The organism is Acidimicrobiales bacterium, assembly GCA_035294085.1.
GTDB lineage: Bacteria > Actinomycetota > Acidimicrobiia > Acidimicrobiales > Bog-793 > DATGLP01.
Genome location: DATGLP010000005.1, coordinates 12,455 through 34,623 on the forward strand (window position 1 = coordinate 12,455; position 22,169 = coordinate 34,623).

Annotated in this window: 22 protein-coding genes; 16 read left to right on the plus strand and 6 right to left on the minus strand. The window is 75.0% G+C overall.

What is annotated here, in order from left to right; genetic code table 11:
* Positions 1 to 71: 71 nt before the first annotated feature.
* Both VKV23_01270 and VKV23_01275 read left to right on the plus strand, forming a co-directional pair.
* Positions 72 to 1,286, plus strand: a complete 1,215-nt coding sequence (locus VKV23_01270) for an aspartate kinase (GenBank protein ID HLI14669.1) — start codon at positions 72 to 74, stop codon at positions 1,284 to 1,286.
* A gap of 46 nt (positions 1,287 to 1,332) precedes the next feature.
* Complete coding sequence (locus VKV23_01275) at positions 1,333 to 2,361, plus strand: aspartate-semialdehyde dehydrogenase (GenBank protein HLI14670.1); 1,029 nt, start codon at positions 1,333 to 1,335, stop codon at positions 2,359 to 2,361.
* Here VKV23_01275 and proS read toward each other — a convergent pair.
* Positions 2,355 to 3,797, minus strand: a complete 1,443-nt coding sequence (proS, locus tag VKV23_01280; protein HLI14671.1) for a proline--tRNA ligase — start codon at positions 3,795 to 3,797, stop codon at positions 2,355 to 2,357. The two genes, VKV23_01275 and proS, sit on opposite strands and share 7 nt — an antisense overlap.
* 163 nt (positions 3,798 to 3,960) lie before the next feature.
* Complete coding sequence (locus VKV23_01285; protein HLI14672.1) at positions 3,961 to 4,869, minus strand: hypothetical protein; 909 nt, start codon at positions 4,867 to 4,869, stop codon at positions 3,961 to 3,963.
* Positions 4,870 to 4,988: 119 nt separating this feature from the next.
* Between VKV23_01285 and VKV23_01290 the strand changes: the two genes are divergently transcribed.
* On the plus strand, positions 4,989 to 7,007 hold the full coding sequence (locus tag VKV23_01290; protein ID HLI14673.1) for a chloride channel protein: 2,019 nt from the start codon (positions 4,989 to 4,991) through the stop codon (positions 7,005 to 7,007).
* Here the strand turns inward: VKV23_01290 and VKV23_01295 are convergent.
* A complete protein-coding gene (locus VKV23_01295; protein HLI14674.1) occupies positions 7,004 to 7,828 on the minus strand; it encodes a DUF488 family protein in 825 nt (274 codons plus the stop codon). The two genes, VKV23_01290 and VKV23_01295, sit on opposite strands and share 4 nt — an antisense overlap.
* Positions 7,829 to 8,034: 206 nt before the next feature.
* Between VKV23_01295 and VKV23_01300 the strand changes: the two genes are divergently transcribed.
* The 10 genes from VKV23_01300 to VKV23_01345 all read left to right on the plus strand — a co-directional run bounded on the left by VKV23_01300 (position 8,035) and on the right by VKV23_01345 (position 17,383).
* Positions 8,035 to 8,925, plus strand: a complete 891-nt coding sequence (locus VKV23_01300; protein ID HLI14675.1) for an ABC transporter ATP-binding protein — start codon at positions 8,035 to 8,037, stop codon at positions 8,923 to 8,925.
* On the plus strand, positions 8,922 to 9,815 hold the full coding sequence (locus VKV23_01305) for an ABC transporter permease (GenBank protein HLI14676.1): 894 nt from the start codon (positions 8,922 to 8,924) through the stop codon (positions 9,813 to 9,815). The genes VKV23_01300 and VKV23_01305 overlap by 4 nt, the downstream gene beginning before the upstream one ends.
* A 61-nt stretch (positions 9,816 to 9,876) precedes the next feature.
* Positions 9,877 to 10,071 (plus strand): hypothetical protein, encoded by a 195-nt coding sequence (locus VKV23_01310; protein ID HLI14677.1) that lies wholly within the window; start codon positions 9,877 to 9,879, stop codon positions 10,069 to 10,071.
* 37 nt (positions 10,072 to 10,108) lie between these two features.
* Positions 10,109 to 11,842, plus strand: coding sequence for a DNA polymerase/3'-5' exonuclease PolX (gene polX / locus VKV23_01315; protein HLI14678.1), 1,734 nt, complete (start codon positions 10,109 to 10,111; stop codon positions 11,840 to 11,842).
* 97 nt (positions 11,843 to 11,939) lie between these two features.
* Positions 11,940 to 12,389 (plus strand): archease, encoded by a 450-nt coding sequence (locus tag VKV23_01320; GenBank protein HLI14679.1) that lies wholly within the window; start codon positions 11,940 to 11,942, stop codon positions 12,387 to 12,389.
* A 70-nt stretch (positions 12,390 to 12,459) separates the two neighbouring features.
* Positions 12,460 to 13,923: an RtcB family protein gene (locus tag VKV23_01325; protein ID HLI14680.1), complete on the plus strand. Its 1,464-nt coding sequence runs from the start codon at positions 12,460 to 12,462 to the stop codon at positions 13,921 to 13,923.
* Entirely contained in the window at positions 13,923 to 14,864 is a 942-nt protein-coding gene (gene prs, locus VKV23_01330; protein HLI14681.1) for a ribose-phosphate diphosphokinase, read from the plus strand. The genes VKV23_01325 and prs overlap by 1 nt, the downstream gene beginning before the upstream one ends.
* A gap of 71 nt (positions 14,865 to 14,935) precedes the next feature.
* On the plus strand, positions 14,936 to 16,255 hold the full coding sequence (locus tag VKV23_01335; protein HLI14682.1) for a phosphoribosyltransferase family protein: 1,320 nt from the start codon (positions 14,936 to 14,938) through the stop codon (positions 16,253 to 16,255).
* Positions 16,256 to 16,303: 48 nt separating this feature from the next.
* Complete coding sequence (locus VKV23_01340; protein ID HLI14683.1) at positions 16,304 to 17,101, plus strand: dienelactone hydrolase family protein; 798 nt, start codon at positions 16,304 to 16,306, stop codon at positions 17,099 to 17,101.
* Between the two features lie 15 nt (positions 17,102 to 17,116).
* Entirely contained in the window at positions 17,117 to 17,383 is a 267-nt protein-coding gene (locus tag VKV23_01345) for a DUF6295 family protein (protein ID HLI14684.1), read from the plus strand.
* 70 nt (positions 17,384 to 17,453) lie between these two features.
* Here VKV23_01345 and VKV23_01350 read toward each other — a convergent pair whose 3' ends face one another.
* From VKV23_01350 to VKV23_01360, 3 genes are all read right to left on the minus strand, one after another.
* Positions 17,454 to 17,744: a hypothetical protein gene (locus VKV23_01350; protein ID HLI14685.1), complete on the minus strand. Its 291-nt coding sequence runs from the start codon at positions 17,742 to 17,744 to the stop codon at positions 17,454 to 17,456.
* 232 nt (positions 17,745 to 17,976) lie between these two features.
* A complete protein-coding gene (locus VKV23_01355) occupies positions 17,977 to 18,747 on the minus strand; it encodes a VOC family protein (protein ID HLI14686.1) in 771 nt (256 codons plus the stop codon).
* Between the two features lie 130 nt (positions 18,748 to 18,877).
* Positions 18,878 to 19,735 (minus strand): HNH endonuclease, encoded by an 858-nt coding sequence (locus tag VKV23_01360; GenBank protein HLI14687.1) that lies wholly within the window; start codon positions 19,733 to 19,735, stop codon positions 18,878 to 18,880.
* 178 nt (positions 19,736 to 19,913) lie between these two features.
* Here VKV23_01360 and VKV23_01365 point away from each other — a divergent pair, with 178 nt between their 5' ends.
* The 3 genes from VKV23_01365 (at position 19,914) to VKV23_01375 (ending at position 22,058) form a co-directional block, all read left to right on the plus strand.
* Positions 19,914 to 20,684, plus strand: a complete 771-nt coding sequence (locus VKV23_01365; GenBank protein HLI14688.1) for an SDR family NAD(P)-dependent oxidoreductase — start codon at positions 19,914 to 19,916, stop codon at positions 20,682 to 20,684.
* Positions 20,685 to 21,399: 715 nt separating this feature from the next.
* Positions 21,400 to 21,663, plus strand: coding sequence for a type II toxin-antitoxin system prevent-host-death family antitoxin (locus tag VKV23_01370; protein ID HLI14689.1), 264 nt, complete (start codon positions 21,400 to 21,402; stop codon positions 21,661 to 21,663).
* A gap of 2 nt (positions 21,664 to 21,665) precedes the next feature.
* Positions 21,666 to 22,058 (plus strand): type II toxin-antitoxin system VapC family toxin, encoded by a 393-nt coding sequence (locus tag VKV23_01375; GenBank protein HLI14690.1) that lies wholly within the window; start codon positions 21,666 to 21,668, stop codon positions 22,056 to 22,058.
* Positions 22,059 to 22,169 lie beyond the last annotated feature (111 nt).

Sequence of the window (22,169 nt, forward strand, 5' to 3'; positions counted from 1 at the left end):
TCCGAGAAGGTACCGGCCGCCGGGGGCGCTGTCGACGCGGCGGGAGGCGATCGCGCAGCTAGCGTGTGGCCGTGGCGCTCACCGTGCAGAAGTTCGGCGGCTCGTCGCTCGCGGACGCCGAGCGCATCCGCGCCGTCGCCGACCACATCGCCCGGACCCGGCGCACCGGCGAGGACGTCGTCGTCGTGGTCAGCGCGATGGGCCGGACGACCGACGACCTCCTGCGCCTCGCGCAGGACGTCAGCGCGCTGCGCCCGCCGCGCGAGCTCGACATGCTGCTCACCGCCGGCGAGCGGATCTCGATGGCGCTCGTGTGCATGGCCCTCGCCGAGCTCGGCGTGCCCGCCGCCTCCTTCACCGGGAGCCAGGCGGGGATCATCACCGACGCGTCGCACACGAAGGCGAGGATCCTCGAGGTGCGCCCGGAGCGACTGCGCGAGGCGCTCGAGCGCGGCGTCGTGCCCGTCGTCGCCGGCTTCCAGGGGGTGTCGCTCGACCGTGACGTCACGACCCTCGGCCGGGGCGGCTCCGACACGACGGCGGTCGCCCTCGCCGCCGCGCTCGGGGCCGATCGCTGCGAGATCTACACCGACGTCTCGGGGGTCTTCAGCGCGGATCCACGCGTCGTACCGAACGCGCGCCGCCTGCGCCACCTCTCGTTCGAGGAGATGCTCGAGATCGCCGCGACCGGCGGGCGGGTGCTCGCGCTGCGCTCGGTCGAGTTCGCCCGCAACCACCACGTTCCGCTCCACGTACGCTCGAGCTTCACCTGGGAGCCGGGGACGTGGGTCACCGAGGAGGACCCCACCATGGAGCAGCCGATCGTGTCCGCCGTCACGAGCGACACCTCCGAGGCGAAGCTCACCATCACGCGGGTGCCCGATCGGCCCGGCGTCGCGGCCTCGCTGTTTCGCGGGCTCGCCGACCGGCTCGTCAACGTGGACCTGATCGTCCAGAACACCTCGCACGAGGGCATGACGGACATCTCCTTCACCGTGGCGAGGTCGGAGCTCGAGGCCGCGATGGCGGTCGCGCAGTCCCTGGCACCGGAGATCGGCGCCTCGTCGGTCCTCGTCGACGAGAACATCGCCCAGGTCTCCGTGATCGGCGCCGGCATGCGGACGCACCCGGGGGTGACGGCGCGGATGTTCGAGGCACTCGCGGCCGAGAAGATCAACATCGAGATGATCTCCACGTCCCCGATCCGCATCTCGTGCGTGATCGAGGGCGGCGCTGCCGAGCACGCCGTGCGGGTCCTGCACCAGGCGTTCGAGCTCGGCGACTGAGCGGGCCCGCGGGAGCCGGCCGAGGGCCGGCGGTTAACCTCTCGCTATGCTGATCGCGGTCTTCGGGGCGACCGGCCAGGTGGGCGGCGTGATGCGCTCGATCCTCGTCGAGCGCAACTTCCCCCTCGACGGCGTCCGCTTCTTCGCGTCGGCGCGATCGGCCGGCCGGCTGCTCGAGTTCGACGGCGAGGAGGTGCCCGTCGAGGACGCGGCGGGCGCGGACTTCCGCGGGATCGACATCGCCCTGTTCTCCTGCGGCAAGGCGGCATCGCTCGAGCTCGCCCCGCGGGTGGCGGCGGCCGGTGCGATCGTCATCGACAACTCCTCGGCCTGGCGCCTCGATCCCGACGTTCCCCTCGTCGTCCCCGAGGTCAACCCGCAGGCGCTCGCGTCGATCCCGAAGGGCATCGTCGCCAACCCGAACTGCACGACGATGGTGGCGATGCCGGTCCTCAAGCCGCTCGCGGACGCGGCGGGTCTGCGCCGGGTCGTGGCGTCGAGCTACCAGGCCGTGTCCGGTACCGGGGCGGCCGGCGTCGCAGAGCTCGACGAGCAGGTTCGCGCCGTGGGCCCGAGCGCGCGGGCCCTCGCCTTCGACGGCGCGGCGCTCGACTTCCCCCAGGCGAAGGTGTTCGGCGCGCCGATCGCCTTCAACGTCGTCCCCTTCGCCGGGGCGCTCGCGCCCGACGGGTCGGGCGAGACCGACGAGGAGCAGAAGTTCCGCAACGAGAGCCGGAAGATCCTCGGCCTCGACAGCCTCGCGGTCGACTGCACCTGCGTGCGCGTCCCGGTGTTCACGGGCCACTCGCTATCGCTGCACGTCGAGCTGGCGTCGCCGCTCGCGCCCGAGGAGGCGCGTCGCCTGCTCGAGGACGCGCCCGGCGTGGAGGTCGTCGACCTCCCAACCCCGCTGCAGGCCGCCGGCCGGGACGCCACCCTCGTCGGGCGGATCCGGCGGGACCCGAGCGTGGAGCACGGCCTCGCGCTCTTCGTCTCGGGCGACAACCTGCGCAAGGGCGCGGCGCTCAACGCCGTGCAGATCGCCGAGGCGCTGCTGGCGAGCCGCGCTCAGTAGGCGCGGGCGAAGTAGACCCGGCGTCCGTACGCGGCCGGCTTGCCGCACGCGACGCAGTGGCCCTCCTCGGCCGGCGCGTCGAGGGGGACGCAGCGCGGCGTGGCCGAGGTGACCTCCTGGATCTTCGCCTCGCAGGAGGCGTCGCCGCAGTGCGGTGCGAGCGCGAAGCCGGCGGCGACCGCGTCGACGAGCTCGTCGAAGGTGTCCACGACCCGGGTGCGCTCGTCGCGAAAGCGCGTCGCGCGCTCGAGCAGGGCAGCCTGGATGGCGTCGAGGCGGGCGAGGACCGCGGCGACCGCCTCCTCGCGCCGCACCGCCTGCTTCTCCCCGCCCAGGCGCTCGGCGACCGTCACCGTGCCGGCCGCGAGGTCGCGCGGGCCGAGCTCGAGGCGCAGCGGGACGCCCCGCAGCTCCCACTCGTTGAACTTGAAGCCTGGCGAGAGGTGGTCGCGCTCGTCGACGCGCACCCGCACGCCCGCCGGCTCGAGCTCGGCCGCGAGCGAGCGGGCCGCGTCGATGCTGCGCCCGAGCTCCGGCCCCCGCCCGATCGGCACGACGACGACCTGGTAGGGGGCGAGGCGAGGGGGCAGGATGAGCCCCTTGTCGTCGCCGTGGGTCATGATCACGCCGCCGACCATCCTCGTGCTCATCCCCCACGAGGTCGTCTGGCACCACTCGAGCGTGCCGTCGGCCGTGGCGAAGGTGATGTCGAAGGCGCGAGAGAAGTTCGTCCCGAAGAAGTGCGAGGTCGCCGCCTGCAGGGCGCGTCCGTCGCGCACGAGCGTCTCGAGCGTGAGGGTGCGCAGCGCCCCGGCGAAGCGCTCGCTCGGGGTCTTGTCGCCGGCGACCACCGGCATCGCCGCCACGTCCCGGGCGACCTCCTCGTAGAGGCGCAGCGCCGTCATCGCCTCCGCGACCGCCTCGGCCTCGGTCGCGTGGGCGGTGTGGCCCTCCTGCCAGAGGAACTCCGTGGTGCGCAGGAACAGGCGCGGTCGCAGCTCCCAGCGCACGACGTTCGCCCACTGGTTGATGCGCAGCGGCAGGTCGCGATACGAGGTGATCCAGCGGGAGAACATCTCGCCGATCACGGTCTCCGACGTCGGGCGCACGACGAGGCGCTCCTCGAGCTCGTGCCCGCCGGCCTGGGTCACCACGGCGAGCTCGGGGGCGAAGCCCTCCACGTGGTCCGCCTCGCGCGCGAGGTGGCTCTCGGGGATGAAGAGAGGGAAGTAGGCGTTCTCGTGGCCGGTCGCCTTGATCCTCTCGTCGAGCTCGGCCTGCAGCAGCTCCCAGATCCGGTAGCCGTAGGGGCGGATGACCATCGTGCCGCGCACCGGCCCCCGGTCGGCGAGCTCCGCCTTCACGACGAGCTCGTTGTACCAGGCCGAGAAGTCCTCGCTCTGGGGCGTTACGCCGTGCTCGTTCGCCCGGGCCATGTGCGCCTTTCGTGCCGTGACCTCGTCGCCCAGCTCGGGGCTGGACTCGGCCAGCGTAGACGAGCGCCCCGCCGCCGCCGGGGGCGCCCTCGCCCGTCCAGGTGGCTCGGAGCACGCGCGCTCGGCCCGGGCGCGAGCCGCCGCTGCGCCCGAGCGCTGGGGGCTAGGGGCCGGCGAGGAGCTCCGAGAGGCGCTGCGCCTGGAAGGACCGCTCGGCCGTCGCCGCGGCGGGTCCGGCGCGCTCGAGGACGGCCTGGCGCGCCCGTGCGGCTGCCTCGCGTGCCGTGCGGGCCGCGGGCTCGTAGGGCGACGGGCGCTCGGCGAGGGGGACGAGCGGCCCCCACGGCGTCGACACGGTGAAGAGCGAGGCCGTCCCGCCGGTTGCGTCGGGCGGGCCCGCCTCGGACGCTCGCTCGCGCACCTCGACGTAGCGTGGCAGGGCGAGGTGGCGCAGGGACTCCACCGCTGCGAGGACCGCCTCGGCGACCGAGGCGAGGGTGGCCCACGCCGGGTCCTCGAGCGCGTCACGCGCCCGCTCGTGGTCCTCGCCGAGGAGCGCGAGGGCGAGGTCGCCGACGAGCTCGCCTTGCCGGCGAAGACGCCGCGCCGAGGCGAGGCGGGCGAGGAAGCCGAGGTGGTCCTCGGCCTGCGTCCCCGCCGAGGCGACGACCTCGCCGGCCTCGGCGACGACGTCGCCGAGGCGCGACCCGTCGGGCAGCACGGCGTCGGCCTCCTCGCCGAGGGCGTGCGCGGCGCACTCGAGCGCGAAGCGAGCCGCCCGGGCGTCGTCCCAGGGCGTCGCTGCGACGAGGCGCGCGGCGCGGGCTTCGACGTGCGCCTCGTCGTTCGCGAGGACTTCGCCGGTCGCCTCGGCGCGGAAGATGCGGCTGTCGAGCGCGTCGAGCAGGCCGGGCGGGCGCCAGAGGACGAGCGGCGCGTCGGCTCCCGCTGTCTCGTCGCCCGGGATCGTCCGACCGTCGACCACGGCTGGCAGGTGCCAGGTGACCGGCGCGCCGCCGTGGTGCGAGCGGCCGTCGTGGTCGGTGGCGACGAACAGCTCGTCGGCGGGCATGCGGGCTCCTCGGCTGGCTCCCGGGTCTCTCCGGTGCGCACGAGACTACCGGCGACGCGCCCGCCGAGCCGGGCGATCGGCGGGCGCATGTATATCGTGACACGACTAAAGTGGGCGGCGTGCCGCCCTCGCCCCGCCTGCCCGCGCGCGCTGCCGGCGAGCGATCGCTCGCCGACTTCGAGACCGGCGCGCGCGTCGGGCTCCTCGCGGCCCTCGCCCTCCTGGTCGGCGCGCTCTCCGCCGGGGTCGCCCTCGGCCTGCTCGACCTGATCGGGCTGTTCACCCAGCTGCTCTACGACGGCCGGCTCGGCGTGCGCCTCGTCGCGCCGACGACCAGCCACCTGCACGCCCTGTCGGCCCTCGTGCCGGTCGGGGGCGGCCTCGCGGTCGGGGCGATGGCCTTCTGGGGGTCGGAGCGCATTCGCGGCCACGGCATCCCGGAGGCCATGGAGACGATCCTCGTCAACGGCAGCAAGGTCGAGCCCCGCCTCGCCGTCTTGAAGCCCGTCTCGAGCGCGATCAGCATCGGCAGCGGGGGGCCGTTCGGCGCAGAGGGCCCGATCATCCTCACGGGCGGCGCCGTCGGGTCGGTGCTCGCGCAGCTCCTTCGCCTCTCGGCAGCCGAGCGCAGGACGCTGCTCGTCGCCGGCGCCTGCGGGGGCATGGCCGCCGTCTTCGGCACGCCGGTCGCCGCCGCGCTCTTCGGCGTCGAGCTGCTCGCCTTCGAGTGGCGGCCGCGTTCCGCGGGACCGATCGCGCTCGCCGTCGTCGTGGCGTCGGTGCTTCGCGCCGCGATGGCCGCCCACGGGCTCGTCCGTCCGGCACCGCTCTTCCCCCTCGGCTCGCACGGCTCGCTCGGCGCCGTGGCCGTGGCCGGCTCGGGCGTCGTCGGCATCGCCGGCGCGCTGCTGGCCTGGGTGCTCACCCAGGCCGTCTACGGCATGGAGGACGCCTTCGCTCGGCTGCCCTTCCACTGGGCGTGGTGGCCCGCGATCGGCGGCGCGGTGGTCGGCCTCGGCGGCCTCGTGGACGCCCGTGCCCTCGGCGTCGGCTACGACACGATCGGCGCCGAGCTGGCGGGCCGACTCGGCCTCGCCGCCCTCGCCGTGCTCCTCGTCGTGAAGGGGGTGATCTGGTCGGTCGCCCTCGGCTCTGGCACGAGCGGCGGCATCCTCGCGCCACTGCTCATGCTGGGGGCGGCGATGGGCGGCCTGCTGGCGCCGGTGCTGCCCGGGGGAGACGTCGCGACGTGGTCGCTGCTCGGCATGGCTGCCACGCTCGCCGGCGTGACCCGCTCGCCCTTCACCGCGGTGGCGTTCGCCTTCGAGCTCACCCGCGACACCGGTTCGCTGCTCGCGCTCCTGCTCGCCTGCATGGTCGCCCACGTCGTGTCCTCCGGCGTGCTGAAGCGGTCGATCCTCACCGAGAAGGTGGCGCGCCGAGGGTTCCACGTCGTGCGCGAGTACGGCGTCGACCCGCTCGAGGCGCTCTTCGTGCGCGAGGTGATGGCGACCGAGGTGCTCGTCCTCCGGCCCGACCAGCTCGCGACCGCGGCGCTCGACGCGCTCGCCCGGCGGCCGGAGGCCCGTCGCCAGCGCCTCTTCCCCGTCGTCGACGGGCGCGGCTCGCTGCGCGGGGCGGTCGGCGCCTCTCGCCTCCTCGAGGCGGCGCGCTCGTCGGGGGGCTCGCCCCGGGTCAGCGAGGTGATGGTGCGCCACGTCGTCGTCGCCTTCCCCGACGAGACCCTGCGCCGCGCGGCCGACCGCATGGCCGAGCACGGCGTCGGGGCGCTCGTCGTGCTGCAGCGGCGGACGGGCGAGCTCGCCGGCGTGGTGACCGCCATCGACCTCCTCAAGGCCCGTCAGCGGCTCCTCGTCGAGGAGCGCCGCCGCGAGCGGGTCCTCACCGTCCGGGACGCCCTCGGGGCGGGGCGTCGCCGTCGGTCCCGGCGCCACCGCGCCCGGGCAGCCGTCGGGCGCGCCGCCGGCGTCGATCGCGCCGGCCGGCGTGCGGGCGGCTCGCCGGAGGCGGAGCGGAAGCTCCCGGTGCACGCCAGCGACGCGGGACCGACCTCGGGACCGCCACCTGGGAGCGAGTCGGCGCCGACCGTCGGGCTCGACGAGCGGCCGCCCGCCTAGCGTGCCGGCGTGCGGGCCCGCGTGCGCGGGGGGCGACCGGCCCGCAGCTCGCCTGCGAGGACGCTCGCGCCGGACCGCTCGAGGTCGTGCGACGCGGTGAGCAGCACGAGCCCTCCGCTGTGGGCGAGCAGTCGGAGCTCCTCGAGGAGGGCACCGGACTGCGCGCGCAGCTCCTCTCGGTAGCGGCGGGCGAAGGACGCGAACGCCTGCGGCGTGCCGTCGTCGAGGCGGCGGATCGCCGCGCTGGGGGCCACCTCGGGCAGCCACCGGTCGATCGGGGCCTGCTCGCGGCGCAGCCCGCGCGGCCAGGTCGGGTCGACGAGGACGCGGGTGCCGCCGCCGGACGGCGGCGCGAGCACGTGGCCGACGCGCACCTCGGGCTGCGACCCGTCGTCGGTGCCGGCGGTGGGCACCGTGATCCCCTCCCACAGCGGTCGGAAGCTCTCGGCGAGGCGGCGAAGCTCCTCGAGATGGAGGGAGGAGAGGCGCTCGAGCGCCGCTCGCCCGGTGCGGGTCAGCTCGAGGCGCACGACGCGCCCGTCGCTCGGGTCCCGCCGCCGCTCGACGAGGCCGGCGGCCTCGGCCCGGTCGACGAGCTCGACGGCGCTGTGGTGGCGCAGCAGGAGCGACTCGGCGACGTCGCCGATCGTCGGCGGCTGGGTCCCCTGGTGGCCGCGCACCGCGAGGAGGAGCTGGTGCTGGGCCGGGGTGAGCCCGGCCTCGTGCGCCCGCTCCTCGCTCCAGCGCAGGAAGCGTCGCAGTCCGGTCCGCAAGGTGAGGAGCCGCCGGTAGTCGGCGTCGCCGAGGCGCGTCTTCGCCACGGACCGACGCTACCGGACGCGCTCGTGCTGCGATGGCGCCCGGCTGTATCGGGCCACGAGGAAGCGACGCCCGCCCGGATCCGGTCGTCGCCGCGCTCGGGCGCCCGGAGGGGCGGTCGTGACCTTCGTCCCTCCCCCGACGGGTGGACCTGCCCGGACAATGCGCGCGAGCGGGCGCGCGCCCGCGTGCCGCGAGGTGGACGGACGTGGTCCAGGTCATCTCCGTCGAGCATCTGACGAAGCGCTACGGGTCGAGCCTGGCGCTCGACGACGTGTCCTTCGGGGTCGACGCGGGCGAGGTCGTCGGGGTGCTCGGCCCGAACGGCGCCGGCAAGACGACGACGATCGAGATCCTCGAAGGCTTCCGCCTGCCGACGGCCGGATCGGTCCGCGTCCTCGGGCGCCCACCGGCGGCGGGCGGGCGGCGCCTCAAGAACCGCGTCGGCATCGTGCTGCAGTCGGCCGGGAGCGACTCGACGCTCACCGTGCGCGAGGCCGTGGGGCTGTACGCGACCTTCTACCGCCCCCGCCGCCCTCCTGGCGAGGTCATCGCGGAGGTCATGCTCGAGGGGACGGAGCGAACGAGGATCGGCCAGCTCTCCGGCGGGCAGCGTCGGCGCCTCGACCTCGCCCTCGCGCTCGTCGGCCACCCCGAGGTCCTCTTCCTCGACGAGCCGACCACCGGCCTCGACCCGGCGGCGCGCCGGCGGATCTGGGAGGTCATCGGCCGCCTGCGCGCCCGGGGCGTCGCCGTCGTGCTCACCTCGCACTACCTCGACGAGGTGCAGCGGCTCGCCGACCGGGTCGTCGTGCTGCGGCGCGGTCAGGTCATCGCCGAGGGCCCGCCGGGCCAGCTCGGCGGTCCGGGCGCGACCTCGATCTCGTTCCGCCTCGACTCGCGCGCGACCTTGCCGAGCGGGCCGTGGGAGCTACGCGCGCGCGGCGGCGGCTCGACGACGCTCTCGACCGCAGTGCCGACCGAGGCTCTGCGGATCCTCGCCAACTGGGCGGCCAGCGAGGGGTTCGAGCTCGAGGAGCTCGAGGTGCGCCGGCCCTCCCTCGAGGAGGCCTACCTCGAGCTCACGGCGAAGCGATGAGCCGGCGCCGCGCGCACGCTCGTCCGGACCCTACCCGGCCGCCTCCCGGGCTGGCACTCGTCCCAGGCCAGGTCCGCTACCAGCTCGTCACGCTCGCTCGGAACCCGATCGCCACCTTCACCTCCGTCGTCGTCCCCGTCATGCTCCTCGTCGCCCTCGACCTCGTCACGCCGGAGATGACGCTCGCCTCGCTCGGGCGCGAGCGCGTCGTCCAGTTCCTCACCCCCGCGATGTCCACGTTCGCCGTCCTCAACGTGGGGTTCGTCGACACCATCCTCGGCACGACCCTGTCGAGGGAGGAGGGCATCTTGAAGCGCCTGCGCGGCACGCCGCTGCCGTGGTGGGCCTACCTCGCCGGGCGCCTCGGGGCCGTCACGGTCGTCGCGGCCGGGGCCGTGGTCCTCGTCGTCGGCGTGGGCGTCGCCTTCCTCCACGCGCACGTCGCGGCCGCGGCCCTGCCGCCCCTCGTCGAGACGGCGGGCGCCGGCCTCGCCGTCTCCTTCGCCGCGGGCGTCGCGCTCTCGGGGCTCGTCCCGAGCGCCGAGGCCGCGCTCCCGATCGCCTACGCGCTGCTGCTGCCGGTGGCGTTCATCTCGAACGTGTTCTTCCCGGCCCCGGCCGAGGCGCGCTGGCTGCGCACCCTCGCCGCCGCCCTGCCCGCCCAGCCGGTGGCGAGCTCGATGGAGGCGGCGTTCACCGGCGGGGCGCGGGGCCTATCAGGCCACGAGCTCGTCGTGCTCGGGCTGTGGGCGGCGGGGTCCGTCCTCGTCGCCGGGCTCGGCTTCTCCTGGGAGCCGGGGTCGGCCCGCCTCGCGGCGAGGGCCCGGTCCCTCGCGCTCCTGCCCCGTACCCTGCGCTGGCACGCGTGGCGCCGGGACGTTCGGCCCTGACCGTGCGCCGGCGGGCGGGCGACCATTGAGGTCGACAGGGCGGGGCGACAGGGAGGTGACGGTGGACGTGAGCCAGTGCGCACGGGCCTGCGAGGCGCTGAGCGTCGCGCTGAGCGAGGTGCGCGACGCGCTCGAGATCGTGGCCGGCGAGGTCGAGCTGGGCGGCGAGGAGGTCTACGTCCGCGCCAACCTCGAGCGGGCGAGCGCGGCGCTGGCGGAGGCGACGGCGCAGCTCGGGTCGCCCGCACCGGGCTGACCGTCACCCCGCTGCGAACCGGCGGCCGAGGACCGCGGTGCCGAGCGCGAACGACATGGTGGCGAACGCGTTGCGCGAGCTCGCCGACCTGCTGGCCGTCGCGGGCGGCGATCCGTACCGGGTCCGCGCCTACGAGAAGGCCGCTCGGTCCGTCGCCGGCTATCCGCTCGATGTCGGGCGGCTCGATGCACGGGCCCTCGAGCAGATCCCGGCCGTCGGCGAGCACATCGCGGCGAAGATCGCCGAGCTGCTTGCGACGGGTCGGCTGGCGGAGCTCGAGGAGCTGCGAGCCCAGCTGCCGGCGGGCCTGCGCTCCCTGCTCGAGGTGCCCGGGCTCGGCCCCAGGCGCGCCCACCAGGTGTACGAGGAGCTGCACGTCGCCTCGGTGCCCGAGCTGCTCGAGGCGCTGCGTCGCAGGCGCCTGCGCCAGCTGCGCGGCTGGGGCCCGGCGAGCGAGGAGCGCCTCGCCGCCGCGCTCGCGCGCCACGAGGAGATGGGCGGGCGCCTGCAGCTCGGCTCGGCCCTCGAGCTCGCCGAGGAGCTGCTCGACGCCGTGCGTGCCATCCCCGCGGTCGAGCGGGCCGAGGTCGCCGGCTCGCTGCGGCGCAGGTGCGAGACCATCGGCGACATCGACCTCCTGGCGGCATCGCACGAACCCGAGGCCGTGATGGAGGCCTTCGCCCGCCTTCCGAGCGTCGCGCAGGTCCCGGCGCGCGGCCCGACGAAGGCCGTCGCCCGCACCGCCTCGGGCGTGCACGTCGACCTGCGGGTCGTCGCCCCCGGATCGTGGGGGGCGGCGCTCGTGTACTTCACCGGATCGAAGGCCCACGGCATCCACCTCCGCCGCCTCGCGCGGCGCCGGGGGATGAAGCTCTCCGAGTACGCGCTCGAGCGCCGGGACGCGACGGTGGTCGCGGCGGCGACCGAGGAGGAGGTCTACGAAGCCCTCGGCCTCGCCTGGGTGCCGCCGGTGCTGCGGGAGGACCGCGGCGAGGTCGACGCCGCGCAGGCGCGGCGGCTCCCGCACCTCGTCCAGCTCGGCGACCTGCGCGGCGACCTGCACACGCACACCACGCTCACCGACGGCCTCGCCACGCTGGAGGAGCTCGTCGCCGCGGCTCGGCGGCACGGCTACCGCTACCTCGCCGTCACCGACCACGCCCCGGCGCTGCGCATGCAGCGGATGACCGCCGACAAGGCGCTCGCGCAGCGAGCGGCGCTGCGTGCCCTCGAGCGTGACGACGGCATCGCGCTCCTGCACGGCTCGGAGCTCAACATCCAGGCCGACGGCTCCCTCGACTTCGACGACGAGTTCCTCGCCGGCTTCGACATCCTCGTCGCCTCGGTGCACTCGGCGTTCGAGCTCGGCAGGGAGGCGATGACCCGTCGCCTCATCCGGGCCATCGAGCACCCGGCGGTCAACGTGATCGGCCACCCGACGAGCCGGAGCATCGGGCGCCGGCCGCCGATCGACTTCGACGCCGAGGCTGTCTTCGCGGCGGCGGCCCGTTCGGGCACCGCGCTCGAGATCAACTCGTTCCCCGACCGTCTCGACCTGCCCGACGAGCTCGCCCGGCTGGCAAGGGAGCGGGGGGTCATGCTCGCCATCTCGAGCGACGCCCACGCCCTCCGTCACCTCGACAACCTGCGCTACGGGGTCGCCACCGCCCAGCGCGGCTGGGTCGAGCCGGAGCAGGTCATCAACACCTGGCCGCTCGAGCGTCTCCGGGCCTTCCTCGCCAAGGGGCGCCGGCTGTCGACGGCGCGATGACCCGCCGAGGCTCGTGCAGCGCCCGAGCGGACTGGTTCGGCGCACGCCCACGCTCGCGGGCCGCGCCGGTGGGCGCGCGGCCGCGGGGGCGGGCGCGGTGAGCGCCGCCGCGGCGCGCTCGGCGCGGTCGGGTTCGGGCCACCGGCTGCTGCCCCACACGGCGGACTGCCTGATCGAGGCCTGGGGGCCCGACCGGCCTGCCTGCGTCGCCGAGGCCCTGGCGGCCATGGTCGACGCCTTCGTCGAGGTCCCCGACGCGAGCGCCACCAAGGTGCTGCCCGTCGCGGCGCCGCAGGGCGCGAGCGACGCCGACGCTCTCGTGTCCCTGCTCGAGGACGTCCTCTACGTCGTCGACGTGCTCGGCGTCGTCCCGGTGCGGGTCCACCTCGCCGAGACCGAGGACGGCGGCCTCGCCGGCGACCTCGAGGTCGTGCCGCTCGCCCGGGCCCGGGTCGTCGGACCGGTCCCCAAGGGCGTCTCCTACCATGGGCTCGAGATGGGCCGAGACGAGGGGGGCTGGCGGTGCCGCGTGCTCCTCGACGTGTGAGGCGGTCGGTGGGCGTGGAGCCGGCGGGCACGTCGGCGCCACGGCCGGCCGGTGCCGGGACGGCCCGACGGTGAGCCCGGCGGGCACGCCGAAGGATCGGGCGCGTCCCGTCCTCGAGCCGGTCCCCGGGACGGTCGACCGGTGGCGCATCGCCCCGACCGGGGCGATGCGCGTCCCGGGCATCGTCTTCGTCTCGCCGGCCCTGCTCGAGGTGGTCGGGGAGGACGAGGCCCTGCGGCAGGTAGAGAACGTGGCCACGCTGCCGGGCATCGTCGAGGCGTCGTACGCGATGCCGGACTTGCACTGGGGCTACGGGTTCCCGATCGGCGGTGTCGCCGCCACCGACGTCGAGGCGGGCGGCGTCGTCTCCCCGGGCGGCGTCGGCTTCGACATCTCCTGCGGCGTGCGGCTGCTCGCCGCGCCGCTCGGGGCCGACGAGCTCGCGCCCGACCTGCCCCGGCTGATGGATCACCTCAGCCGCTCCATCCCGCGCGGGCCCGGTGCCGGCGGCGTCTGGAAGCTGGACGGGCCGGGACGCCTCGAGGCGGTGCTGCGCGACGGCGCGCGTGCGGCGGTGGCGGCGGGCCTCGGCGTGGAGGACGACCTCGTCCGCTGCGAGGACCGTGGTCGGCTCGAGGGCGCGGACCCGGCGGAGGTGAGCGAGCGCGCCGCGGCGCGCGGCGCCGTGCAGGTCGGCAGCCTCGGGTCGGGGAACCACTTCCTCGAGGTGCAGGTGGTCGCCGACGTCTACGACGAGGGCACGGCGGCCGCCTTCGGGCTGCACGCCGGCCAGGTCGCGGTGATGATCCACTGCGGCTCACGCGGCCTCGGCCACCAGGTCTGCTCGGACCACGTGCGCAGGATGCTCCAGGCGATGGGCCGCTACGGCATCTCCGTTCCCGATCCCCAGCTCGCCTGCGCCCCGGTCCGCTCGCCCGAGGGCCGGCGCTACCTCGGGGCGATGACGGCCGCGGCGAACTTCGGGCGGGCGAACCGCCAGGCGCTCACGGACGCCGTCCGGCGAGCCTTCGAAGCGGTGGTCGGCACCGGTGCCCTCGCGCTCGTCTACGACGTCTCGCACAACCTCGCCAAGCTCGAGACCCACCGTGTCGGCGGCGAGGAGCGGCTCTTGTGCGTCCACCGCAAGGGCGCCACCCTCGCGCTGCCCCCCGGGCACCCGGACCTGCCCTCAGCGCTCGCTGCGACCGGCCAGCCGGTGCTCGTCCCGGGATCGATGGGGACCGCCTCCTACGTGCTCGCCGGCACGAGCCCGGGCGGCGCCTTCTCCTCCTGCTGCCACGGCGCCGGCCGGCGGCTCAGCCGGCACGCGGCGAGGCGCGAGGTGCCCGCCGCGAGGCTGCGCGGCGAGCTCGAGGCGCGCGGCGTGGCGGTGCGGGCGGCGTCGGTGCGGGGCCTCGTCGAGGAGGCGCCGATCGCCTACAAGGACATCGACGAGGTGGTCGCGACCTGCGAGCGGGCCGGTCTCGCCCGCAGGGTCGCCCGGCTGCGCCCCGTCGGGGTGGTGAAGGGCTAGTGGGTGGTCCCTGCGGCACGGGTCTCACGGTGCTGAGCGGCTCGGCGAACCCCGCCCTCGCCGCGCTCGTCGCGAGCTGTCTCGGCGAGGCGCTCGCGCCCGTCGAGCTCGAGCGCTTCCCGGACGGCGAGGCCCGACCGGTCGTCCCCGACGTTCGCGGCCGCGACGTCTACGTCGTGCAGCCCACCTGCCCCCCTGTCGACGAGCACCTCGTCGAGCTCCTCCTCCTGCTCGACGCCAGCCGGCGCGCTGGCGCCGCGCGCCTCACAGCCGTCGTGCCCTACTTCGGCTACGCGCGCCAGGACCGTCGGAGCCGGCCCGGCGAGCCGGTCGGCGCACGCCTCGCCGCCGAGGTGATCGCCGCGGCGGGCGCGCAGCGCATCGTCGTCGTCGACCCGCACACGGCCGCCCTCGAGGCGATGAGCCCGGTCCCGGTGGCGACGCTCTCGGCGGCTCGCGCGCTCGCGGCCGCGCTCGGCCCCGTGGCCGACGCGGTGGTCGTCGCCCCCGACCTCGGGGCGGTGCGCCTGGCCGAGCGCTACGCGGCGATCATCGGCGCGCCCGTGGCGGTGGTGCGCAAGCACCGGCTCACTGCCGCAGCGGTGCGCGCCGGGCCGCTCGCCGGCGACGTCGCGGGGCGCCGGCCGGTCATCGTCGACGACATGGTCTCGACGGGCGCGACCATCGAGGCCGCAGCCGAGCTCCTCGCGGATCGCGCCGGTGCGGCTCCCCCGGCGGTGGTCGCCACCCACGGGCTGTTCAGCGCGGGCGCCCTCGACCGCCTGGGACACCTCGGCCTCGCCCGCCTGCTCGTCACCGACACCGTCCCTCCGCCGCGCGCCGACGCCGTCGAGGTCTGCTCGCTCGCCTGGCCGCTCGCCGAGGCGATCGGGCGCCTGCACCGGGAGGAGCGCCTCGACGACGTCGCCTGGCCCGGTTGAGACGCGCGGCGGTGCCGATCGGCCCTGGCCGCGTCGAGGCTTCCAGGCGAGACTTCGGGCGAGGAGATGCGATGGCCTTCCGGGACCGCAGGGACGCAGGACGCCGGCTCGCCGAGGCCCTCCGGCGCTTCGCTGGCGCCGACATCGTGGTCCTCGGTCTGCCCCGGGGCGGGGTGCCGGTCGCCTTCGAGGTGGCGCAGGCGCTCGCCGCGCCGCTCGACGTCCTCGTCGTGCGCAAGCTCGGCGTTCCGTTCCAGCCGGAGCTCGCCATGGGCGCGATCGGCGAGGGCGTGCGCGTCCTCAACGACGCGGTCCTGCGCAGCGCCGACGTGCGCGAGCCGGAGCTCGAGGCGGTGGAGCGGCGCGAGCGCGCCGAGCTGGAGCGGCGCGCCCAGCGCTACCGAGCCGGGCGGCCGCCCCTCGAGCTCGCCGGCCGCACGGTGATCGTTGTCGACGACGGGATCGCCACGGGCTCGACCGCCCGGGCTGCCTGCCAGGTGGTCCGGGCCAAGGGCGCGGCGCGCGTCGTGCTCGCGGTGCCCGTGGCGCCGAGCTCCTCGCTCGCCTCCCTCGCCGGGGAGGCCGACGAGGTCGTCTGCCTCGAGCAGCCGGCCTGGTTCTCCGCCGTCGGCGCCTACTACCGCGACTTCACCCAGGCGACCGACGAGGAGGTGGTCGGTCTCCTCGAGCAGGCGGGCCGGCTGGCGGGGGTCCCGGGGTCCGCCGGCGCGGACCCCCCGGTGCGCGACGAGGAGGTCGAGGTGCTCGCCGGCGAGACGCGCCTCGCAGGTCACCTCACCATCCCCGAGCACGTCGTCGGCACCGTCGTGTTCGCCCACGGCAGCGGCAGCAGCCGGCACAGCCCCCGCAATCGCTACGTCGCCTCGGTCCTCAACCGCTCGGGGCTCGGCACCTTGGTGTTCGACCTGCTCAGCGGGCGAGAGGAGCTGCGCCGCTCGTACGTGTTCGACGTCGAGCTCCTCGGACGGCGCCTCGGCGCGGTGACGGCGTGGCTGCGGGTGCAGCCGGGGATCGCCCTGGGCCCGGTCGGCTACTTCGGGGCGAGCACGGGAGCGGCGGCCGCCCTGTGGGCTGCCGCCGAGCCGGAGGCGCAGGTCGCCGCGGTCGTGTCCCGAGGCGGGCGTCCCGATCTCGCCGGCTCGCGCCTCGCCCTCGTCCGGGCGCCGACGCTGCTCGTCGTCGGTGGCCGGGACGCGCCGACGCTCGAGTGCAACCGCGCCGCGCAGGCGAGCCTGCGCGGCGAGAGCGAGCTCGTCGTCGTTCCCGGCGCCGGCCACCTGTTCGAGGAGCCCGGCGCGCTCGAGGAGGTCGCCCGCCTGGCGACCAGCTGGTTCCTCGTCCACTTCGCCGCACCGGCGCGCGTCTCGTGAGGCTGCGCCCGGCGCCGCCCGGCGCCTGGCCACTCGCGTAGCATGCGGGTGGAACTCGCACTTCGAGCAGGGGAGCCGAGCGTGTGGAACAGCTTCAGGACTGACGGTCACGTCGGCGTGAGCGCCGAGATCACGACCTTCGCGGGCGGCGGCGGCGACGAGATCCACGCCTACGTCGCGCGGCCTCTGGGCGACGGGCCGTTCCCCGGGGTCGTGCTCATGCACCACCTGCCGGGGTGGGACGAGCTCTACCAGGAGTTCGCCGAGCGCCTCGCCCGTCACGGCTACGAGGTGATCTGCCCCGACCTGTACTGCCGCTACGGGCACGGCACGCCGGACGACGTGGCCGCCAAGGTTCGCAGCCAGGGCGGGGTGCACGACGACAGCGTCGTCGCCGATGCCGGTGCCGCCCTCGCCTGGCTGAAGGCACGGCCGACGTGCAGCGGGAAGGTCGGCGTCATGGGCTCGTGCTCGGGTGGCCGCCACGCGCTGCTCGTCGCCTCGCGCCTCGCCGGCTTCGACGCCGTCGTCGACCTGTGGGGCGGCAACGTCGTCATGGCGCCGGACCAGCTCACCCCGGCCCGGCCGGTGGCGCCGATCGACTACACGAAGGACCTGGCCTGCCCGCTGCTCGGGCTGTTCGGGAACGACGACCAGTCGCCCTCACCCGAGCAGGTGGACCAGCACGAGGCCGCGCTGCGCCAGCACGGGAAGCGCTACGAGTTCCACCGCTACGACGGCGCCGGCCACGGCTTCTTCTACTACCACACCCCCGCCTACCGCCCGGAGCAGGCGATGGACGGGTGGGGGAAGGTCTTCCGCTTCCTCGCCGAGAACCTCGGCTGATCGGACGTCGCGGCGATGTGCACGATGATCGCGATGACGACCGCCGTGAGCGGCGCGGGGAAGGGTGCGAACGGCTGGTTCCCCCTCAGCCAGGCCACGGTCGGCTACGACCACGCCACGCACGGCGCGGGCGAGCACGCCCTGCTCATCGACTTCGCCAACTACGGCCTCGGCGTCGAGGCGCGCGTCGCCGTCGAGCTCGACCTCCCCTCGGGGAAGGCGCTCCTCGACCAGCTGCGCGCCGCGATCGAGGCGGCCGAGGCGGTCGAGGCGACCTCCTGACGGGAGCGCAGGCGGCCCGCGGCGTCGAGGGGCCCGGGCCACGAGCGGTACCGGGCGGGTCCCGGCGCGCTCAGGCGAGGCGCTCGATGCCGGCGGCCACCTCCTCGGCGGTCATGCAGGGCAGCACCTCGACCGCCGCCCCGAGCTCGAGCCAGAACGGCTCGACGAGGCTCGGGAGGCCGGCGGCCTCCGGAGCGTCGACGACGAGGGTCATCGCCCGCCGTCCGTTGCGCGGGTAGAAGTAGGCGGCTTCGGGCTGCAGCTGGGCGAGCATCTTCTGCAGCGCCGGCGTCATGCGGCCCGATCGGATCATCTCGTTGCCCTCGGGCGTGGCGATCTCGACGTTCACGAGCACGCGCATGTGCTCTCCCTTCTCGGAAGGTAGGTCCTCCAGCGCGCCACGCCCGATCGGACGAGGGATGCTACCTGCACGCCTGCTGCACGCTGGAGCCGGTGGGCTGAAGGCCCGGGCGCGTCTTCTTCGCCCGCTCAGCGTACGCCGAAGGGTGGCGCGCGTCTAGGTGTCATGCATGCACGCGCCGTGCGACGTCTCGGTCGGCACCCGGCGGCGGGTGCCGCCCCGGCGGGCTCGCCTAGGGCGTCGCCTGGCGCAGCCTGAGCTCGGCGCCGGTGGCGTCCATCCCCGCGGCGAGCAGGCCGTAGGGGGTGGCGGACACCTCGCTCGTGAGCGCGCCGCCGAGCGCCTGCAGCTTCGTTGCGACGCGGCGCACGTCGTCGACCTCCCAGTAGATGGTCCAGCGTGCCGGCTCGCCGCTGGCGAGCACGGCCGCCGCTTCGGCGATCCCGGCGACGTCGGCGCCTCCGGAAGGGTCGCGCAACGTCGCGTACCCGCCGTCGGCGGCACCCGCCGTCCAGCCGAACACGGCCTGGTAGAAGGCCGCTGCGGCGTCGGGGTCCCCGGAGAGCAGCTCGAACCAGCACGCGGTCCCCGGTTCGCCGGTGACGGCGAACCCCCGGAAGCTGCCGGGCTGCCAGGCGCCGATCCTCGCGCCCTCGGGATCGGCGAGCACGGCCTGGCTGCCGAGGTCGGCGATCGCCGCCGGTGGGGCGAGGACTGCGCCGCCGCGCGCGACGGCGGTCGCGGCGGTCCTCGCGACGTCGTCGGTCGCGACGTAGAGCTTCCACGTGTCGTCGGCGTGCACGCCGCCCGCGTCGCCCATCGCGCCCGCCACCGGCGTGCCGCGGCGCGTGAAGAAGAAGAAGTAGCCGCCGAACTGCGGGCTCGGCTCACCCGCCTGCCAGCCGAAGAGCTCGCTGTAGAAGGTGCGGCTCGACTCGACGTCGGAGGTCCACAGATCAGCCCAGCAGGGGGCCGCGTCGGGAGGGTTGGCGTGGTTCGTCATGGGCTGCCTCCTCCAGGTAGCAGGTCCTCCGTTCCCTACCCCGCGAGCGGCGATCGCTCCCGCGAGCGCTCCGCCCACGGCTCGCGCTCGAGGAGCGAGGCCCCGTCGAAGGACGCGTTCTGCCCGGTCCTCACGAGGCGGCGAGGAAGCGCTGCCAGCGGACCTCGAGGAGGTCCGGGTCGGGCGCGTAGCGCAGCGTCGGGCCGTCGTGCTCGCGAAGGACGTCCGGCCGGACGCCGATGCGGTAGTCGGGCGCGATCCCGATGATGTCCGCGTCGTAGGCAGCGTGGTGGATCTTGCACATCGAGATCCCGTTCGTGACCACCGGCTCGCCCCCTGCGGCGTCGCTCAGCACGTGCGCCGCGTCGAGGAGCTGGCGATGGCGCAGCCGGCAGACGGCGCACTGGTAGGCGTAGGCGAGGAGGACGCGCTCGCGAAAGGCGCGCTGGTGCAGGCGGGCTCGAGCGAGACTCTCGGCGTAGGCGCGGACGATCTCGGGCCGCGTGTCGGCGAGCTCCCTGCGCAGCGCGAGTGCATCGTGGTCGAGAGCGACGACGAACTGCTGCTCGTTGGGCTCCTCGGCAGCGAGGTAGACGGGGAAGAGGGGCAGGTAGCGGCCAGGCGCGATGCCGTAGAACCAGATGAGTGGCAGGCCGCGGGCCATCGCGGCGCGAAGCGCGCGATTCTCCGGCTCGGCCGGGTTGGTGCCCCGCCACTTGTAGCGGCCGAAGCCGTCGGCGCCGATCGCGTCGGCGTACGGTCGTGCCGCCGGGGTCGCTGCGAAGACCGTCCGGATGCTCAGCGCGGCGTCGAGCTGGCGTGGCTTCCAGATGCCCTGCTGCGGTGCCATGAGCCGCACCGGCACGCCGTCGAAGGTGAACGCAGACAGGTCGTGCTGCGAGACGAGCGCCTCGGGGCCGAGCGCCCGCAGGAAGGAGAAGGCAGCATCGCGAAGCCGCGCATCCACGGACTCGTCGAAGCGACGCACGATGGGCAAAGGTAGTCACACCGACACGACGACCACGTCTCGACGCGAGCGCGCACGGTCCGAGCGGCGCCGGCCAGCGCAGGTCCCGTTCGAAGCGCCGGCGGTGCGGGCGCGCTGGTAGCGTCGCCGGGGGCCTCGGCGTCGTGGTCGGCCCGGCCCGCGGGGAGGAACGGTCGCGATGGCGGGCGAGTTCGAGGGCAGGGTCGTGGTCGTCACCGGCGGTGCGCAGGGCATCGGCCATGCCGTCGTGGAGGCGTTCGCCGCCGAGGGCGCGTCCGCGGTCTCGCTCGACGTGCGGGAGCCGACGGCGCCGGTTCCCGGCGCCCGCTACCTGCTCGCGGACGTCACGAAACCGGTGGACGTCGCGGACGCGTTCTCGTCGCTCGAGAGGATCGACGTGCTCGTCAACAACGCGGGGAACCGCAGGGTGGGACTCGTCGGGGACATGAGCTTCGAGGCGTGGAGCGAGGTCCTCGCGACGCACCTCTCGGGTGCCTTCCTGTGCGACACGGAGGCGGTGCGCAGGATGCGGCGCCAGGGGGCGGGGAGCATCGTGCACGTGTCCTCGGGCGCCGCGTTCGTCGCGCTGCCGGGGCGCGCCGCCTACAGCGCGGCGAAGGCCGGCCTCCTCGCGCTCACGAGGGTCATGGCCGTGGAGCTCGCACCTGCGGGGATCCGGGTGAATGCGGTCGCCCCCGGGCACACGCTCACGCCCGCAGCTCGCGAGGTGCTCGAGCAGGGACTGCTCGAGCCCGCCTGGATCGCCGAGCGCGTCCCGCTCGCGCGCCTCGCGAGCCCGGCGGAGATCGCCGCGGGGGTCTGCTTCCTTGCGAGCGACCGGGCGTCGTTCGTGACTGGCCAGTGCCTGCAGATCGACGGCGGCTGGACCATCCAGGGCATCGGCCACGTCCCGGGATGGCTCGCGGGGAGCGGCGAGCCGAGCGCCTGAGCGAGTCGCGAGGACGTCTGGGGCCGCCGCCAGCGACTCGCGCCGCGCCTGGTCCAGGCGGCACGTCGTGGCGCGCAGCCCCGCCTCGCCAGCGCTCGACGTTGGAGACGTCGTCCCGGCGGCGTCGCGCACGGACACGATGGCGTCGGGGAGCACAAGGTTCGCGCCAAGGCAGGGGGCGTCTCCCGTCGGATGACGATCGAGGCCCCACCATGCCTCCTCGTGCTGGCAGCGGCGCTGGGATGGGAGCTCGCGCTTGCCGGCGAAGCGCTCGGGGTTGCGGCAAGCGGCTCGCACGCGCGGCTCGACGACGCGCGACCTCCTTGCGTGGGTGGCGGCGCACGTTGCGGACCTTGTGCGCTTCGCAGCGGGCGATCACGGGCGGTCGAGGATCGGCTGGACTGCAGGCGCAATCCCGTCTTCGATCCGTCGACGAGGAGCGTGGGCTTGGTGATCTCTCGGCGGCGCTCGACCGGGCCAGCGAGGAGGCGCGTGACCACCGTCGCGTTCTCGCTGTCGCCGTCCACTGCCCGCCGCCAAGGGGGTGCTCGGTGCCGTTGGCGGCGCTTGCCCGGCGCTCCACCGTCCGACGTGATCCGCCGCGAGAACCCGCCGCCACCGAGAGATGAGCACCGCACGCGCCCGATGACGGGAGATCGGCGGCCACGAGGTCAGCATGGAGGGGCCCAGGTCTGAATGTGCTACCATGTAGTACATGAGGGAGGTCGGCATCCGAGCCCTCAAGCAGAACGCATCGGCCGTCGTCGCGGAGGTCGCTGCCGGCGCGACCGTGGCCATCACGGATCGAGGACGACCGGTCGCGCTGCTGGCACCGATGCCAGCCTCTCCGCTCGAGCGGCTGCTCATCGCCGGTCATGCCCGCCCCCCCCGCCGCAGCCTCGCGGACCTGCCAGCACCCGAGGGCGGACCGAGGCTGTCAGCCGAGCTGGAGTCCATGAGGGCCGTCGAGCGGTACTGAGCGTGGCGCACTACCTCGACACGTCGGCTCTCGTCAAGCTGGTCGTCGCCGAAGCCGAGACGGATGCGCTGCGCTCATGGCTCACCGAGGTCGAGCGCACCCCGGTCTCGAACGACCTCGCGCGCACAGAGCTGCTGCGCGTGGTTCGCTGCTCGGCGCCCGACCGCCTGCTCCGAGCGCGGACGGTGCTCGACGCGATCACCTTGCTCGAGCTCACGACGTCGACGTTCGAGGAAGCCAGCCGACTCGATCCCACGATCCTGCGCACCCTCGACGCACTCCACCTCGCGTCGGCGCTCAGCCTCGGAGACGACCTCGAGTCGATCGTTACCTACGACGACCGCCTCGCCGAAGGGGCACGAGCCAATGGCATCCAGGTCACGACGCCCACCTGACGTGGTCCTCTCGAACGCCAGCGCTCCCCACGCATCGCAGCATCTCGGAGGCGAACCCCGAGGAGTTGGATGTCCTCCGAGCGACCGCTTCGCTCGAGCTCTCGGATGCGC